This window comes from Haladaptatus sp. CMAA 1909, assembly GCF_043952005.1.
Classification (GTDB): domain Archaea; phylum Halobacteriota; class Halobacteria; order Halobacteriales; family Haladaptataceae; genus Haladaptatus.
Genome location: NZ_JBIOAV010000001.1, coordinates 3,075,459 through 3,090,933 on the forward strand (window position 1 = coordinate 3,075,459; position 15,475 = coordinate 3,090,933).

At 61.7% G+C, this 15,475-nt stretch carries 20 protein-coding genes; 13 read left to right on the plus strand and 7 right to left on the minus strand.

Translation table 11 applies throughout. The features are described 5' to 3' along the window. Positions 1 to 95 precede the first annotated feature (95 nt). Positions 96 to 1,487: a hemolysin family protein gene (locus ACGYLY_RS16585; protein ID WP_395283209.1), complete on the plus strand. Its 1,392-nt coding sequence runs from the start codon at positions 96 to 98 to the stop codon at positions 1,485 to 1,487. 64 nt (positions 1,488 to 1,551) lie between these two features. Here the strand turns inward: ACGYLY_RS16585 and ACGYLY_RS16590 are convergent, their stop codons facing one another. Beyond that, the gene (locus ACGYLY_RS16590) at positions 1,552 to 1,962 is read right to left on the minus strand and encodes a hypothetical protein (RefSeq protein ID WP_395283210.1); all 411 of its coding nucleotides are present in this window, start codon (positions 1,960 to 1,962) and stop codon (positions 1,552 to 1,554) included. Between the two features lie 178 nt (positions 1,963 to 2,140). Here ACGYLY_RS16590 and ACGYLY_RS16595 point away from each other — a divergent pair, with 178 nt between their 5' ends. Next, on the plus strand, positions 2,141 to 2,359 hold the full coding sequence (locus tag ACGYLY_RS16595) for a hypothetical protein (RefSeq protein ID WP_395283211.1): 219 nt from the start codon (positions 2,141 to 2,143) through the stop codon (positions 2,357 to 2,359). 276 nt (positions 2,360 to 2,635) lie between these two features. Here ACGYLY_RS16595 and ACGYLY_RS16600 read toward each other — a convergent pair whose 3' ends face one another. Beyond that, positions 2,636 to 3,238: a conditioned medium-induced protein 4 gene (locus ACGYLY_RS16600; RefSeq protein ID WP_395283212.1), complete on the minus strand. Its 603-nt coding sequence runs from the start codon at positions 3,236 to 3,238 to the stop codon at positions 2,636 to 2,638. Between the two features lie 127 nt (positions 3,239 to 3,365). Between ACGYLY_RS16600 and ACGYLY_RS16605 the strand changes: the two genes are divergently transcribed. The 6 genes from ACGYLY_RS16605 to ACGYLY_RS16630 all read left to right on the plus strand — a co-directional run bounded on the left by ACGYLY_RS16605 (position 3,366) and on the right by ACGYLY_RS16630 (position 8,546). Beyond that, positions 3,366 to 3,953, plus strand: a complete 588-nt coding sequence (locus ACGYLY_RS16605) for a biotin transporter BioY (protein ID WP_395283213.1) — start codon at positions 3,366 to 3,368, stop codon at positions 3,951 to 3,953. After that, positions 3,950 to 4,648 (plus strand): energy-coupling factor ABC transporter ATP-binding protein, encoded by a 699-nt coding sequence (locus ACGYLY_RS16610; RefSeq protein WP_395283214.1) that lies wholly within the window; start codon positions 3,950 to 3,952, stop codon positions 4,646 to 4,648. Before ACGYLY_RS16605 ends, ACGYLY_RS16610 begins: the two co-directional genes overlap by 4 nt. Next, on the plus strand, positions 4,645 to 5,352 hold the full coding sequence (locus ACGYLY_RS16615; protein WP_395283215.1) for an energy-coupling factor transporter transmembrane component T family protein: 708 nt from the start codon (positions 4,645 to 4,647) through the stop codon (positions 5,350 to 5,352). The genes ACGYLY_RS16610 and ACGYLY_RS16615 overlap by 4 nt, the downstream gene beginning before the upstream one ends. 86 nt (positions 5,353 to 5,438) lie before the next feature. Next, the gene (locus ACGYLY_RS16620) at positions 5,439 to 7,556 is read left to right on the plus strand and encodes a heterodisulfide reductase-related iron-sulfur binding cluster (protein ID WP_395283216.1); all 2,118 of its coding nucleotides are present in this window, start codon (positions 5,439 to 5,441) and stop codon (positions 7,554 to 7,556) included. Positions 7,557 to 7,896: 340 nt separating this feature from the next. After that, a complete protein-coding gene (locus ACGYLY_RS16625; RefSeq protein WP_395283217.1) occupies positions 7,897 to 8,163 on the plus strand; it encodes a hypothetical protein in 267 nt (88 codons plus the stop codon). Positions 8,164 to 8,279: 116 nt separating this feature from the next. Beyond that, positions 8,280 to 8,546, plus strand: a complete 267-nt coding sequence (locus ACGYLY_RS16630) for a hypothetical protein (RefSeq protein WP_395283218.1) — start codon at positions 8,280 to 8,282, stop codon at positions 8,544 to 8,546. A 14-nt stretch (positions 8,547 to 8,560) separates the two neighbouring features. On the opposite strand, the gene larB is transcribed toward ACGYLY_RS16630, so the two are convergent. Next, entirely contained in the window at positions 8,561 to 9,340 is a 780-nt protein-coding gene (gene larB / locus ACGYLY_RS16635) for a nickel pincer cofactor biosynthesis protein LarB (RefSeq protein ID WP_395284172.1), read from the minus strand. A 172-nt stretch (positions 9,341 to 9,512) separates the two neighbouring features. Between larB and ACGYLY_RS16640 the strand changes: the two genes are divergently transcribed. Then, a complete protein-coding gene (locus ACGYLY_RS16640; protein WP_018128851.1) occupies positions 9,513 to 9,680 on the plus strand; it encodes a DUF1931 family protein in 168 nt (55 codons plus the stop codon). Positions 9,681 to 9,800: 120 nt separating this feature from the next. Here the strand turns inward: ACGYLY_RS16640 and rpiA are convergent, their stop codons facing one another. Beyond that, positions 9,801 to 10,487, minus strand: coding sequence for a ribose-5-phosphate isomerase RpiA (gene rpiA / locus ACGYLY_RS16645; protein ID WP_395283219.1), 687 nt, complete (start codon positions 10,485 to 10,487; stop codon positions 9,801 to 9,803). Between the two features lie 365 nt (positions 10,488 to 10,852). Here rpiA and ACGYLY_RS16650 point away from each other — a divergent pair, with 365 nt between their 5' ends. Further along, positions 10,853 to 11,122: a hypothetical protein gene (locus tag ACGYLY_RS16650; protein ID WP_231185924.1), complete on the plus strand. Its 270-nt coding sequence runs from the start codon at positions 10,853 to 10,855 to the stop codon at positions 11,120 to 11,122. 6 nt (positions 11,123 to 11,128) lie between these two features. Here ACGYLY_RS16650 and ACGYLY_RS16655 read toward each other — a convergent pair whose 3' ends face one another. From ACGYLY_RS16655 to ACGYLY_RS16665, 3 genes are all read right to left on the minus strand, one after another. Continuing rightward, positions 11,129 to 11,755 carry a rubrerythrin family protein gene (locus ACGYLY_RS16655; RefSeq protein ID WP_395283220.1) on the minus strand — a complete coding sequence of 209 codons (627 nt, stop codon included), beginning with the start codon at positions 11,753 to 11,755 and terminating at the stop codon, positions 11,129 to 11,131. A gap of 80 nt (positions 11,756 to 11,835) precedes the next feature. Continuing rightward, positions 11,836 to 12,051, minus strand: a complete 216-nt coding sequence (locus ACGYLY_RS16660; RefSeq protein ID WP_395283221.1) for a hypothetical protein — start codon at positions 12,049 to 12,051, stop codon at positions 11,836 to 11,838. 180 nt (positions 12,052 to 12,231) lie between these two features. Beyond that, entirely contained in the window at positions 12,232 to 13,092 is an 861-nt protein-coding gene (locus ACGYLY_RS16665) for a sulfurtransferase (RefSeq protein ID WP_395283222.1), read from the minus strand. Between the two features lie 242 nt (positions 13,093 to 13,334). Between ACGYLY_RS16665 and ACGYLY_RS16670 the strand changes: the two genes are divergently transcribed. The 3 genes from ACGYLY_RS16670 to ACGYLY_RS16680 all read left to right on the plus strand — a co-directional run bounded on the left by ACGYLY_RS16670 (position 13,335) and on the right by ACGYLY_RS16680 (position 15,390). Beyond that, complete coding sequence (locus ACGYLY_RS16670) at positions 13,335 to 14,114, plus strand: sulfurtransferase (protein ID WP_395283223.1); 780 nt, start codon at positions 13,335 to 13,337, stop codon at positions 14,112 to 14,114. Between the two features lie 290 nt (positions 14,115 to 14,404). Continuing rightward, positions 14,405 to 14,866: a hypothetical protein gene (locus ACGYLY_RS16675; protein WP_395283224.1), complete on the plus strand. Its 462-nt coding sequence runs from the start codon at positions 14,405 to 14,407 to the stop codon at positions 14,864 to 14,866. 122 nt (positions 14,867 to 14,988) lie between these two features. Beyond that, a complete protein-coding gene (locus ACGYLY_RS16680) occupies positions 14,989 to 15,390 on the plus strand; it encodes a hypothetical protein (RefSeq protein ID WP_395283225.1) in 402 nt (133 codons plus the stop codon). The last annotated feature ends 85 nt before the right edge of the window (positions 15,391 to 15,475 follow it).

Genomic DNA, 15,475 nt, shown 5'->3' on the forward strand with positions numbered 1-15,475 from the left:
CCTGTAAGGGCTTCGCTCTCGGTAGTTTCACCCAAAACCCGGAACAGCAAAAGAATAAAGAGTTAATCCTGTTGACGGTCAAGGTGGGTTATCGAATGGCACTCTCCCCGACACTCGTTGCTCTTTCACAGACTGCGCCACTGAATAGTCTGTTTGGCATCCGCCCGACCGGACAAATGGTCCTCTGGGGTGGTATCGTTTGCATTCTCTTCCTCCTCTTGCTCTCGGCGTTCTTTTCGTCCTCCGAGATCGCGATGTTCTCGCTCGCGAAACACCGCGTGGAAGCGCTCGTCGACGAGGGTGTGGACGGCGCGAAGACCGTCGACTCGCTCAAAAGCGACCCGCACCGTCTGCTCGTGACGATTCTCGTCGGCAACAACATCGTCAACATCGCGATGTCGTCCATCGCGACGGCGCTCGTGGGGATCTATCTCGACAATCCCAGCCTCGCCGTCCTCGTCTCGACGTTCGGCATTACCTCTCTCGTCCTGCTGTTCGGCGAAAGCGCGCCGAAATCGTACGCCGTCGAGAACACGGAGTCGTGGGCACTCAAAATCGCGAAACCGCTCAAATACTCCGAATATCTTCTGCTCCCGTTGGTCGTCACCTTCGACTACTTGACGCGAGCGGTAAACCGCGTCACCGGCGGGCGCTCGGCTATCGAGACCTCGTACGTCACTCGCGACGAGATTCAGGACATGATTCAGACCGGCGAGCGCGAGGGCGTCATCGAGGAGGACGAACGCGAGATGCTCCAGCGCATCTTCAGGTTCAACAACACCATCGCCAAGGAGGTCATGACGCCGCGTCTCGACATGACTGCCGTCCCGCAGGAGTCGAGCATCGACGAGGCCATCGAAACCCTCGTCCAGTCGGGCCACGAGCGCGTTCCCGTCTACGAGGGAAGTTTGGACAACGTCATCGGTATCGTCACGGTGCGTGACCTCGTGCGCGAGAAGAACTACGGCGAGACGACGCCGGACGGGTTGAAACTGAGCAACCTGATTCAGCCGACGCTTCACGTCCCCGAGAGCAAGAACGTGGACGAACTGCTGACCGAAATGCGGGAAAATCGGATGCAGATGGTCATCGTCATCGACGAGTTCGGGACGACGGAGGGCCTGGTCACGATGGAGGACATGGTCGAGGAGATCGTCGGTGAAATCCTGGACGGGGAGGAAGAAGAGCCCATAGAGCGCATCGACGAGGACACCGTCATCGTTCGCGGCGAGGTCAACATCGACGAGGTGAACGAGGCCATGGACATCGAACTCCCCGAGGGTGAGGAGTTCGAAACCATCGCCGGGTTCATCTTCAACCGTGCGGGCAGACTGGTGGAAGAGGGTGAGGACATCGACTACGACGGGGTTCGACTTCACGTCGAACAGGTCGAAAACACTCGCATCATGAAAGCCAGACTCACCCGGTTGGACGAGGAGACGGAACCGAGCGCGGTGGAAAAGAGCGTCGAATCCGGCGTGGAATAGCGGTCGCTCGCCGGGTTTCGTTTCGTATAATAAATGACCTCGTACGGATGGATGTTGGGTCGAATTATTCGACCGTCGTGACTTCCTCTTCGACCGTCTCTTCTTCTTCTTCCGCGTGGTCGAACTGTCCTTCACCGAGCGCGATGAGGAACGTGCCGATGAGGTCGAGCGGCAACGTGAAGAACGTCACCAATCCGAGCACGCCCGCGGTCATGCTTCCGTACCAGTTGCGACCTCTGAACGCCGACGCGCCGCCCGCGAACTCGATGACCGAGAACACGAGGACGACACCCCCGGCGACACCGGCGGCGAACCCACCCAAACCGAGCAGTGGGATGCCAGCACCGGTGATGAGCAGTCCGAAACCGACGATGGCACCGATGACCCCCGCCAACATCAGCAGGAAGCCACCCGCTTTGTACGTTCGTGGGGTGTAGGTTTCCTCACGCTCAACTACTCGTTCTGTTGTTGCCATACTTTTTCCCCCGAGTAAACGAAGGTGACGTTTTCACTTATCCCCGTCGTCCGTTCTAGATATTGGATTCTTTCTGACTCGGTACTCGCCCGGTTACTTTCTCCTGACAAAGTACGATTTCGTAAACGAACGTCGTACTTTTGCTGACGAGGCGTCTATCCCGAGGGGAGGTGAACCGATGGTGAACATTCCACATCTACGCTTTCTAGACGACGACGAACAGGAAGAGAGGGCACATCCGCTCGGTATCCGGACGCTCCGTCAATCCGGCGGATCGGTGGTTGTCACTATTCCACCCGACGTGATGGACCTCGTGAACATGGACGTCGAAGACGATGTCGTCGTCCATGCGACGTCCGACTCGATCACGCTGACGAAACTCCCGAAACAGGAGTAGCGATTTTACTTTCGAAGCGGTAATCCGTCGTTGAACCTCGAATCGCGAATGAGAACCGTTAATAGCACGCAATCGATATTCAATTCTATGGAAGTGATTTATATAGTTCTCGTCTGCTGGCTCGTGTTTTCCCTCCTCGGCACGACGTTCCTGTACTGGCACGATTCCACCCAGCGGCTCACCGAGTGGTGATGTAGCTATCGCGGTCGTACACTAGAACGGCGGCTCTTCTTCGAAAGTCGTCACCGGTCCGTCACCGAACGAAATAAAATCAGTTTAGAACGAAACGTTCGTCTCCATCCCGTCGGTGGCGTCGTCCAACCCGTCCTGTTGGATGTCACTTGTCATCCTATCGGATATCTCTCGGTCCTGTAAGACGTTCTCGAACTCGCTGATGTACTGCTGATTTACGCTCCGTGCTTCGGCCTTAGCCTCGATGACGCGCCGGTAACGCCGAACGGTCGTCTCCTCCACACCGAGTTCCGTGGCGCAGTCGGCGGTCGATACACCGTCATTGACGAGCGTCCGAAGCGCCTCGATTTCGAACGGCGCTTCGGTGTCCGACAGCCGAAAGAGGTGGAGGTCGATTCGGGCACGGCCGACGGTTTCTTCGAGGGATTCGTCCCCGAGTTCGCGGGCGATTTCGGCGTCCTCGTCCCCGGCGTAGAACCGACGAACCACCGTCGCCAACTCCTCGTCGGCGAGCGTCGTGTCGAACTCGTAGCGCTCGCGCATCTCTGCTACGACGGCGAGCAGCTGCTCTTCGGCTTTTTCCTCCGTACCGAGCGATCCGTGCGTCTCCTCCTGTTTTTCCGTGACAGTCTCCTCGTCCGTCAAATCGAGGAACATGTCACGGAGTTCCTCGGTCTTCTTATCCATAGCGCGTAGCTCATGCTCGGTACCTATAAAAACCTGTTGGGCAGCGCGTGAAGTTTCGTTCCGTCGGCTGAAACAAGCAGCGCCGTCAACCGAAGTTCTCATAGCGGTTGACGAGCCACCCTGTTTCATGTCCACTGAAACCGGGTCGGTCGAACTGGTCGGCGAGCAAACCGTCGGGAACATCGCACGAACCGCATTGTTCGCCGCCATCGTCGGCGCGTTCGCACAGGTCTCGTTCCCGAATCCCCTCGCTCCGGCGATTCCCGTCACGCTTCAAGTCCTCGGCGTCTTCCTCGCGGGTATCTTCCTCGGACCGCTCTGGGGGTCCGCGTCGCTCGTCCTCTACCTCGTCGCGGGTTCCGTCGGCGCACCGGTCTTCGTCGGTGGTTCCGCCGGGCTGATCAACGTCGTCGGTGACCTGACGAGCGGGTACCTCCTCTCGTACCCCTTCGCCGCGTTCGTCGTCGGGGCCATCGTCCACGACGGACTGACGCTCCGCGACCCGAAACGGACCGGCGTTTTTCGCCTCGTCGGCGGGATGGTCGTCGGAACGGCCATCATCTACGCCTTCGGGACCGTCGGGTTCTCCTACTTCGGCAACTACGCGCTCGCCGAGGCGTTCACCCTCTCGGCGGTGGCGTTCGTCCCCTTCGAGGCGCTCAAAATCGCCGCCGCGGTCGGCATCGTCCGGAGTGACCGCATCAAAGCGGAATGATAACGACGCGAAATCTCGTCCACCGGTTCGGCGACGCGGTGGCGCTCGACGACGTATCGCTCACGATTTCGGACGGGGAGTTCGTCGTGATTTCCGGTCCGAACGGGAGCGGGAAGACGACGCTCGTCCGACATTTCAACGGACTCCTCACACCCGACGAGGGGACCGTGTCGGTCGACGAAACACCGGTCGAAGACGACCTCGTGGCCGCACGAACCCGCGTCGGAATGGTGTTTCAACATCCGCGGGACACCTTCGTTGCCGCGACGGTTGGAGCGGACGTGGCGTTCGGTCCGGAGAACCTCGGGCTCCCCCGCGACGAAATCGACCGCCGTGTGGAGACGTCCCTGTCCGCGGTCGGAATGGCGAACCGCCGCGACGCCCGCATCGACACGCTCTCCGGCGGGGAGTGCCAGCGCGTCGCCATCGCGGGCGCTCTGGCGATGGAACCCGACCATCTCGTGCTGGACGAACCGTTCACCGGACTGGACGGTCCGGCCCGGGAGTCGGTGGTGTCCCACCTCGAAACGCTATCGGAAGAGGGAACCGGAATCATCGTCGTGACCCACGACGTGCGCGACGTCTGGTCGCTCGCCGACCGGACAATCGCGCTTCGCGACGGCGAAATCGCGGTCGATGGGTCTCCGGGAGAAACGGCATCCGAACTCACACGCCTCGGTATCGAGACGCCATGACGCTTGCATATCGCTCGCAGGGGGCGTTCGTCGAACGACTCGACCCCCGCGTCAAACTCCTGTTTCAGGCCGTTTTCGCGGCCGTCGCGCTCGCCAAGACGACTCCCGTCGGACTCGCCGTGTTGACACTGGTCGTCGCGGGGGTGCTCGCGGGGGCGGCCACGTCGCCGCTCTGGGTGCTCCGCGAGTTCAAGTATCTGTTTCCGTTCCTCGTCGGCGGTCCCGCCTTCGCCGCGCTCACGCTCGGCCCGCCGTGGGTGGTTCCGGGGGACGCCCTCGCGCCCGCGTTGGCGAGTTACCGGGTCCTCCTCGTCCTCTGTGTCAGCGCGGCCTACGTTCGCACGACGCCGGTTCGGGAGTCGCGCGCGGCGATTCAGTGGCTCGTCCCCGGACGAGTCGGCCAGTTTCTGGGCATGGGCGTCGCCTTCGTTTTTCGATTCCTCCCCGTCTTGCAGGCCGATTTGCGCGCGATTCGGGACGCCATGGCCGCCCGTCTCGGCGACGAGCGGCCGCTCACCGACCGGATGGAACTGGTCGGTGCGGCGGGACTGTCGCGGGCGTTCGACCGCGCCGACACTTTCTCGCTCGCGCTCCGCGCCCGCTGTTTCGTGTGGAATCCGACCCTCCCTCGTCTTGCGATTTCGAGTGCGGACGCTCCCGCCGTGATTTTGACCGTCGTTCTCCTCGGTTGGACGCTCGTGTAAACTACAAACTTATTTTTCATTCTCGCACGACAGCGACGGGGAGGTGGGTGGCAAGATTTAAGCAAGTAGTCTCCTCCTGATAAAACATGGCAATCTTCGCGCTCGCGGAGGCGGCGGGTCCGACGCGCCCGACGTTCTGGAGGATCGGTCTGATGGGTGAGGCGATATTTTACTTCCTCGCCATCGTGACCGTCCTCTTTTTCGTCTACGGCGTCTACAACCGCTTCGCGAGGTACACCGACGGTGAGGAGGACTGGTTCGACCGGTTGGACGACCTTCCGGGGCGGGTGACGCGCGCGGCGAAAATCGTCATCACGAACGAGAAACAGTTCAACCGCGATTTGTACGGCGGCCTGATGCACTCGTTCATCCTCTGGGGTTTCCTCACCCTCCTCATCGGCACGACGATTCTCGCCATCGACATGGACGGCTACCGCAAGTTCACCCACTACTTCCTCGGCGGCGAGAAATCGTTCTTCGTCGGCTACTTCTACCTCTCGTACTCGCTCGTGATGGACGCGATGGGACTGCTGTTCGTCGTCGGCGTCTCGATGGCGCTCTATCGGCGTTACTGGGTTCGCAACGAACGCCTCTGGGGCAAGCATACGGGCCACGAGGACGACCTGTTCATCTGGACCCTGTTCCTCCTCGGCGTCGGCGGCTACCTGACCGAGGGCGTTCGGATTCTCGGCACCAACTCCCCGAACTTCGAGACGGTGAGCTTCGTCGGATGGTTCGTCAAGGACCTGCTCTCGGCGGCGGGCGTCACCCCCGAGATGGCGATGGCGTGGTATCCCGTCACCTGGTGGGCACACGCCCTCGTCGCGCTCGTCTTCATCGCGGCGATTCCGTACGCCAAACCGTTCCACATGCTGTCGTCGTACGCCAACGTCGTCACCCGCGACGAGAAGGCGGGCAAGCGACTGCCGGGCGTTCCCTCCGACGCCAGCCCTGACGAAATCGGCGCGAGTTCCATCGACGACTTCTCGTGGAGACAACTGCTCGACCAGGACGCCTGCACCAAGTGCGGACGCTGTTCGTCGGTCTGCCCCGCCAAGGCGTCCGGTCGTCCGCTCGACCCGCGCGACGTGATTCTCGACCTGAAACAGTACCGCGAAAACCTGGACGCGGGCGGCGACGAGAAGCCCATCATCGCCGATGGAGGCAGTAGCGTAATCGACAGCGAAACGATGGAGTCCTGCATGGCCTGCATGGCCTGCATGGACGCTTGTCCGGTCGAAATCGAACATCTCACCTCGTTCACCGAGATGAACCGTCGCCTGACCGAATCCGGCCAGATGGACGTCAACGTGCAGGACACGATGATGAACGTCTTCCAGAACGGCAACGCGTTCGGCGACCCCGAGCGCCGCCGTCCGGAGTGGACCGAGGAACTCGACTTCGAGATTCCCGACGCCCGCGACGAGGACGTGGAGTTCCTCTGGTACGTCGGCGACTACCCGTCCTACGACGAGCGCAACCGCCGCGTCGCCCGTTCGCTGGCGACCATCTTCCACGAGACGGACGTCTCCTACGGCATCCTCTACGAGGACGAGCGGAACGATGGCAACGACGTGCGCCGCGTCGGCGAGGAGGGCCTGTACGAGATGCTGGTCGAGGACAACGTCGCCGCCTTCGAGGAGTGCGAGTACGACAAAATCGTCTGCACCGACCCGCACAGCTACAACACGTTCAAAAACGAGTACCCGGAGATGGAAGAGGAGTTCGACTCCCCGGTCTACCACTACACGCAGGTCGTGGAGGAACTGTTCCGGTCCGGCCGCATGGGCCTCTCGGGAACCGAACTCGACTACACCGTCACGTACCACGACCCGTGTCACCTCGGGCGCTACAACGACGAGTACGAGGCCCCCCGCGAAATCGTCAAAGGAACCGGCTGCACGCTGGACGAGATGCCGCGCAACCGCGCCAACTCCTTCTGCTGTGGCGGCGGCGGCGGCGGCCTCTGGATGGACTTCGAGGAGGACTCGAAACCGAGCGAGGAGCGCATCCGCGAAGCACTCGAAGACACGGACGCCGAGAGCGGCGTCGAGAAGTTCGTCGTCGCCTGCCCGATGTGCATGACGATGTACGAGGACGGCCGGAAGACCGGCGGCTACGAGGACGACATCGAAATCGTGGACGTGGCCGAACTGGTCGTGGAGGCGCTCGGCGCGGAAGAGAAAATCAAAGTCTCGAACTGAGCATTCCGTTCTCGATTTCCGTTTCGCTCGTCCGCTTTCCCGACAGACAGCAGGCCGACCAACCGGCAGGACGCGCGGCGAGAGCGAGGTTTCTTCGAAACCTCGTTCGAGCGCCCGGGGAGGTATGGGGACTCCGAGGGCGGGCGGCCCTACGGGTCTGGCCGCCCGCCCGCACGCGGTGCGGTCTTTTTCCCTAGCGACTGCCGTCCCAGTAATCTGTTCCAACAACTCCCGAGTCTCTCCCCGAAGAACTCCGACTCCCGGCGAAATCCGACTATTTCTCACCCGGAAATAATTGGAATCATAACCACTATACAAAGCGAATCCGATTGTACCAGCGATGAACTCCCTTCTCGTCGGCGTGGCGGCGTTCAGTTTTGTCTCACACGTAGCCACGCTTTATCTTTGGTATCGCCGAGACAAACCGCCAATTACCCTCGTCACGTGGGCCGCATACGCGGTCTTCTGGGCGTATCTCGGCGTCACCGCGTTCTTCGAACTGGAGTTCGCCACCGCTGGGTTGGCTGTCCTCCTCGTGGTTGTTCTCTCACTTTCGGCCGTTCTCCTCCATCGCGAGTGGTGGAGCGACCGAACGCAGTCCGTCTGACTCGTTTCCCTGAACTGCCCCTTTCGACTCCCCATCTCGACGAAACTCGATTTTCTGTCCCTCAATAATCATTGGATTCCTAACAACTATGCGAAGCGAAACCGACTTTACGAGCAATGGATACCTTTCTCGTCGCCGTCGCGGGAATCTGCTTCGTCGCACAAGTGGTCATGCTCTACGGCAGGTACGTCCAAGGTGCACCTCGAATTTCCCTCGTCACGGGGACCGGATACGCGTTCTTCTGGGCGTATCTCGGCGTCACGGAGTTCTTCGAACTGGAGTTCGCCACCGTCGGGTTGGCGGTCTTGCTCCTGATTCTCCTCCCGCTCACGGTTATTAGCGTCCGTCGCCAGCGTCGAGACAACCGAACGCGGTCCGCCTGAGCATCGACTTCGGTCTATTTCTCCGCCTTCTCCTCCCGCGCCGCGCCGACCGCGCGCGCTATCAGTCCGGCTTGTCCGCCCGCCACGAAGCCCGCGTCGATGTTCACCACCGAGAGAACGGTACAGGATTGCAACATCCCGGAGAGTGCGGCCTCGCCGCCGCTCGCGTGCCCGTAGCCGTTCGACACCGGCAGGCCGATGACGGGCGTGTCCACGAGACCGGCGATGACGGTCGGAAGCGCACCCTCGCGTCCGGCGGCGACGACGAGGGCGTCCGCCGCGCGGAGGGCGTCCACCTCGTCCAGCACTCGGACCAGGGACGCGACGCCCACATCGTGTATCTCCTCGATGGTCGCGCCCATCTCCGACGCGATGACCGCAGCCTCCCCGGCGGGAATCGCGTCGCTCGTCCCCGCGCTGACGATGCAAACCGTCGCGTCGAGTTCCGGCGGCTCGAATGTCGGCGCGCGGGCGACGAGGACGTTCGCCCGTGTTCGAACCCGAACGCTCGCTTCCGGGTGGTCCCCGTCGAGTCGCCGCCGTACCGCTTCGACGTGGTCGTCGTCCGCCCGCGTGACGACCGCTCTGCCCGCGGTTTCGACGGCCGTGGTCGCTAGCTCCGCGACTTCGCTCGGCGTCTTTCCGTCGGCGAGTATCGCCTCCGGAACGCCGCGACGCCGCTCGCGGGCGGCGTCGAACCGTCCAGCCTCGTTCGTTGCATATCCCGATAGCATCGCCTCCGCTTCGGCGACGCTGATTTCTCCGTTCGCCACCGATTCGAGTAGTTCGCGCATATTCACTACTCTGTGGCCCTCCTACTCCGGTCTATCGTCTGCGGCCTCTCAACTTTACTCCACTTAAAGCTTTTGGCGCAAGCGACAGAGTAGGTCACATTCTTCTACTCGTGGCTGTTGACCGCATAATTTGGGAAGCTTTATTAAGCGGGCTACGGAACGTCAATCCTGTATGGCAGACCTTATTGTCAAAGCGGCTGTGAAAGAAGCGCTCGACGACAAAAACGTTGCCTCGGACTTCTACGACGCACTTGACGTCGAAGTCGAGGAACTCCTCGAGGACGCTGCACGACGCGCAGAAGAGAACGACCGAAAGACGGTCCAGCCGCGCGACCTGTAAAAACGGAACACACTTCATTCATTTATTTCGCCGCCCAGTGACTGCGTTGTCGATTACTCGCCGCGGCGAACGGACACGCGTAGACAGGTAGATAGCGGACCGACGAGAGGAGACGGCGTTCTACAATTGTCTCACTTCGACGCCATCGTCATGTCCGACGTGTACCTCGTCGGCCATCCCGACGAACAGTCCGTGTTCGACCACGCCCGGAACCGCGGAGAGGGCCGAAGCGAGGTCGGCGGGCGCGTCGATCGTCCCGAAATCGCAGTCGAGGACGAGGTTGCCGTTGTCGGTCACGACCGGTCCGTCCTTTCGCTCCGCTTCGCGTAGAACCGGTTCGCCGCCCAGACGACGAACCTCGTCCGCGACCGTCGTCCGCGCGGCGGGCAGCACTTCCACCGGAACCGGGTGGTCCAGTCGCTCGGCGGCCTTGCTCGGGTCCGCCACGACGAGGAACCGGTCCGCCGCGCCGTCCACGATTTTCTCGCGCGCGTGCGCCGCGCCGCCGCCCTTTATCAGGTCGCCGTCCGCGAACTGGTCCGCGCCGTCGATGGCGACGTCGATTCCCGACACCGAATCGAGGTCCGCGAGCGGAATCCCCGCGTCCCGTGCCAGTTGCCGCGACTGGAAGGACGTCGGAACGCCGCGGATGTCGAGCCCGGAGTCGACCATCCGACCGACCGCCCGAATCGCGTGGGCCGTCGTGCTTCCCGTTCCCAGTCCGACCACCGTGCCGTCTTCGACTTCGCTCGCCGCGCTCTCGCCCGCGTTCCGCTTCGCCTCGTCGCTTCCACCCGTCGTTTTCATGTTCGTGGCAATCGGCGCGCCCCGCAAAAAGGTTCCTAGCGCGTCGGTCCTAGCGTGCCGGCGCGTGACGCCTCCCGTTAAATAAACTGTCCGTTCGAACCGACAGGTACTGGCTCGCTTCTTCGCTACATCCGTCCGGATGTGACCTCACATTCCGAGGATGAGATTCGGCTCCTCTTGTACGCCTTTCGCCCGAGTCAGTCTTCGAACGGGAGTACGCCGGGTTCCTCGACGACTACCCACCAGTGGTAGTCGGCTTTCGGATGTCGCCCGTATCCTTTCGCCCACATTACCGTACCCGCCATCAACCGTCGTTTTTTGCACCTCCCAATAGCACTATCCCCCTCGATCTCGTACCCCCGGCCATGACACGCGAACAATTAGTTCACGCGGCAGAGGAACTGAAACAGGCCAGCGCGGACACCTCCGGCGAGGTAAAGGATCGACTCGAATCGCAGGCCGACACGCTCCACTCGCTCGCGGAGGCCGACCAGGGCCCGGACCACGGCCGACTCGACCGAATCATGCACGCCCTCTCGGAACTCAAAGGCGACGTGGACGAGGAGACCGCGGGACGCATCGAGAGCGCCTACGACCACGTGAAAGCCCACCGCGAAACGGTCAGCGGCGTTTAAAAACGTTCAGCAGACTGGTTTCGGGTTGACGCCCATCGACTCCAACGACTCGGTGTACTCGTCGTAGGCGGCGGTGATGGCCCCTGCGGCGGCCTCTTTTGCGGTTTCCCAGTCTTCGTCCGACTCACAGCGCTCGCCGAGGAGCGCGAGTGCGTCGTCCAACTGGTCGCCGAGGTCGCCTTTCAGGTCGCGGAACAACTGGGCCGTCTTGGGGTCGGCCTGTCCCGTGAAGAAGCCCGTCATCTGCTCTTTCGACTTCTCGCTGGCGAGCGTCCGCCCGACGAATCCGCCGAGGCGCGCGGTGGTGTCGTCCAGTCCGCGCAGGTACTCGTGGAGCGCGGGAACGTCACCCATCTCGTGGTCGTCCACCTTCCCCGACACGCGGTCGTAGTGGCCGTTCTCGACCTCCGCGATGCCCGCGAACAACTCGCTCGCGGCCTCGTCGTCCTCGTCGTCGGCCCAGCCCTCGAACGTCCGTGCGGCGGCGTGTTCGGCATCGGCGGCGGCGTCGAACACCTCGTCCGGTTCCATCTCGCCGCCGGTCGCGGCGTAGAGCGATTTCGAGGAACCGAGACGGGAGAGGGCGGTTTCGTTTTCTTTGCGGACGGCTTCGAGAAAGTCCTCCGTATCCATGGGCCACGGTACGAAGCCATCCGGCTTGTAATCACCGACGGCGGAAAACGCGAGCTCGACGATCGTGGTTCGAAGCGCTCTCAGGACATCTCGTCCAACGGGACGAAGACGTCCGCGTCGGCTGTTATCCAGCTCGCCATGCGTTCGAGGCGGGTGGCTTCCGTCGGGTAAATCGTACACCTGTTCGGTTTTCCGTCGTACTCGACCACGACGGACGACAGCTCGAAGGACTGCGGGGCGACGACGTTCTGTTCCGATTCGGACGGTTTGTCGACGGTATGGAAATGGCCGGTCATTGTGTCCTCGTGGGGCGTCCCGACGACGCCTCACTATTGAGATACGACCCGCTCTCAATAACCCCTGCTAGTTGTTCTCAATAGCGCTCGGGAGCGGTGGGTAACTCCCGACCGTTGGGGATGTCTCTGTAGTGGAACGGACTCCGAAGAAAACCGGCGTCGGGGGTTCCGTCGCCCTGGTTAGTTTCCGGTCTCGATGGGCGCGTCCACGAGGTTGCCCCATTCGGTCCACGACCCGTCGTAGTTGACGACGTTGTCGTAGCCGAGGAGTTCCGACAGTGCGAACCACGCGATGGACGAGCGCTCGCCGATACGGCAGTATGCGACGACCTCTTGGTCGTTCGTGACTCCCTCGCTCTCGTAGAGGTCGCGGAGTTCGCCGGCGCTCTTGAACGTCCCGTCGTCGTTCACCGTGGCCGCCCACGAGATGTTCGACGCCCCGGGGACGTGGCCGCCGCGCTGGGCCGTCTCCTGCAGTCCTGGGGGTGCGAGGATTTCGCCGCTGAACTCCTCGGGCGAGCGAACGTCCACGAGCGGAACGCCGCGGTCGATCGCTTTCTCCACGTCGTCGCGGTAGGCGCGGATACCTTCGAACGGGCCACGGGCGTCGTACTCGACTTCGGGGTACGACGGTTCCTCGTCCGTCGTCGGGAAGCCGTTGTCGAGCCAGTAGTCGCGCCCGCCGTCGAGCAGTTTCACGTTCTCGTGGCCGTAGTACTTGAACTGCCAGTACGTGTAGGCGGCGAACCAGTTGGAGTTGTCACCGTACAGAACGACGGTGGTGTCCTCGCCGATGCCGTGGCTGCCGAGCAGGTCCTCGAAGTCGTTCTTTTCGAGGATGTCACGCGTGGTCTGGTCCTGAAGCTGTGTCTCCCAGTTGAAGCCGACTGCACCCGGCGCGTGGGCGGCGTCGTAGGCTTCCGTGTCCACGTCGACCTCTACGAGCCGATAGTCCGATTCGTCGCTCCCGAACTCGTCGAGGTGGTCTTCGACCCACTCCGCGCTGACGAGAACGTCCTTAGCGTAGTCACTGTCACTCATGCACGTTCCTCTTTCGACGCTCGGGTTATATTCTTGTATCTGCCGGAAGGTTCCGCCTTCTGTCGAGCTTCCCGGCAAGAATCTCCGCAAAAGGGTAGCGAATCGTCCGGTTCCCCGTCGCCCGCGACCCGGCAACCGGGCACACCCTTCGAAAACCGGTAATATATTCCGGTAGCTCCAGTCGCACGCCGGATTCGACGAAACCCGGATGGCTAAGACGTTGGACTCGGTATCGGGCACCAATGCACGAGAACGTCGTCGTCTCGGCCGATTGGCTCGCCGAACGACTGGACGAGGTACGGGTCGTGGACGTCCGGGACGCGTGGGAATACGATGGAATCGGCCACCTTCCCGGCGCGGTCAACATCCCGTTCGACGCGTTCCGCTCGTCCGATGCGGACGACGCCGGAATGCTTCCCGGCGTCGAGACGTGGGAGGACCTCCTCGGGGACGCCGGTATCGACGAAGCGGATACTATCGTCGCCTACGACGACATGCACGGCGTGTTCGCGGCGCGATTCCTCGTCACCGCGGAACTGTACGGTCACGAACGCCTCCACCTCCTCGACGGCGATTTTAGTTCGTGGCAACGTGACAACGAGACGACGACCGACGCACCGTCTCCCGATGCGGTTTCCTATTCGACCCGTACGCCGGACAGGTCTCCACTCGTCGGGCGCGAGGAGGTCGAAAACGCGATCGACGACCCCGACGCCGTACTGGTCGACACCCGCGACCCCGAGGAGTTCGCCGAGGGCCACCTCCCCGGCGCGGTCAACGTCGATTGGCTCGACCTCGTGGACGACGAAACGCGCGGCATCAAATCCGCCGACGAACTCCGGGAGGTCCTCGAATCGAACGGCGTCACCCCCGACAAACGTATCGTCCTCTACTGTAACACCGCTCGCCGAATCAGTCACACCTACGTCGTTCTCTCCTCGCTCGGGTACGACGACCTCGGCTTTTACGAGGGAAGCCTCACCGAGTGGACCGCGAACGACGGCGAACTCGAACGGGAGTGATTCCCTTACGCGGGGAGGGGTTCGTTCCCTCCCGTTCGTCGCTCGTGTCGATTTACCCATCAAAAGAGGCTCGGCACGTAGTAAAGTGAGCGGCCGTTTCCCTTTCGGTAACGGGCGTGGAGGCCGCTGTAACGACCACTACCCTTCGGTATCGGTTACGCCCGTCCGGTGAGCAGAGATTGCTCGTCTGACCCTAACTGCGATAGTTTTCCATTGGCCGCCGAAACAGTCGCGGCCATTTATCTTCGGTTCCGGCCTATAGCCTGTCACCCCGGGAGGGGGGAAAAGGGATGACTGAAAGAGAACAACAAGACGCAGAAAACGTCGAATCGAAAGAACGTCGCTCGTTCATGAAGAAGGGTGCACTCGCGACGGGCGCACTCGCGCTGGGATTAGGCAGTGCCGGCACCGCGGCAGCCCAGTCCACCAACGTGTTGGTCTACACCTACGACTACCACCCGAACGTGCAGTTCCGGGTCGTGAACTCGCTGGAAGCGGCAACGACGGTTCGCCTCCTCGAACGACCAGGCGGCGGCAACGTGCCGGAGATCAGCCAGCCGGACGACTACAACGGCTACATCATCCGCTACCTGCTCGGTGACGGCGGCGGTGGTGGACAGGGTTCGATCACCACGTTCATGTTCAAACAAGGTGGTCAGTCTCTGAGCCAGGGCGACACGCGGCAGTTCAGCGAGGATGGGTCCATCTTCAGCAGCGAACTCAACCTCCTGAGCACCAACCTCAGAAGCTGATCGGTTCGACTGTATTGGGGGGTAACAACGACGCGGTTCGGTACCCATTTTTCGACCGTCGAAACACCGATACCGACGGTAGAGTTACGGACGTCACGACCGATTTCCATACTCGTAAACACATGAAAAACTCATTCAACACGGAGACGCCGCCACCGGGGAGTACGTTCGCCGATTTGGACGCCTCCGTCCGCTCGCTGATCGCCGCTCAACCGTCCGGAACCGTGTTGGTGTTCACCCGCGATTTCTACCCGAACGTTCCGTTCCGAATCGTCTCCCAGCTGCCCGCGTCCATCACGGTGACTATCCTTGACGAACCGCCCGACGACGTACAGGTGATTTCGCAACCCGACGAGTACAACGGCTACGTCATCACCTACGAGGTATACGGGACGCCCATCTTCGTTTTTCTGTTCTCCCGTCGATACCTCCCGGTTGGAACCAGGTTCCGGTTCAGCGACGATGCGACGTATTTCAGCGCCAATCTGGACCTCATCGAAGTCTCCATCGCGCGGAGCGGATGAACGCCACCTATGAATCTCTAGTTTCTATATTTCTACTTACTATCCACTAGCGTGCTAGAATAAATAATACTGACTCCATATACGG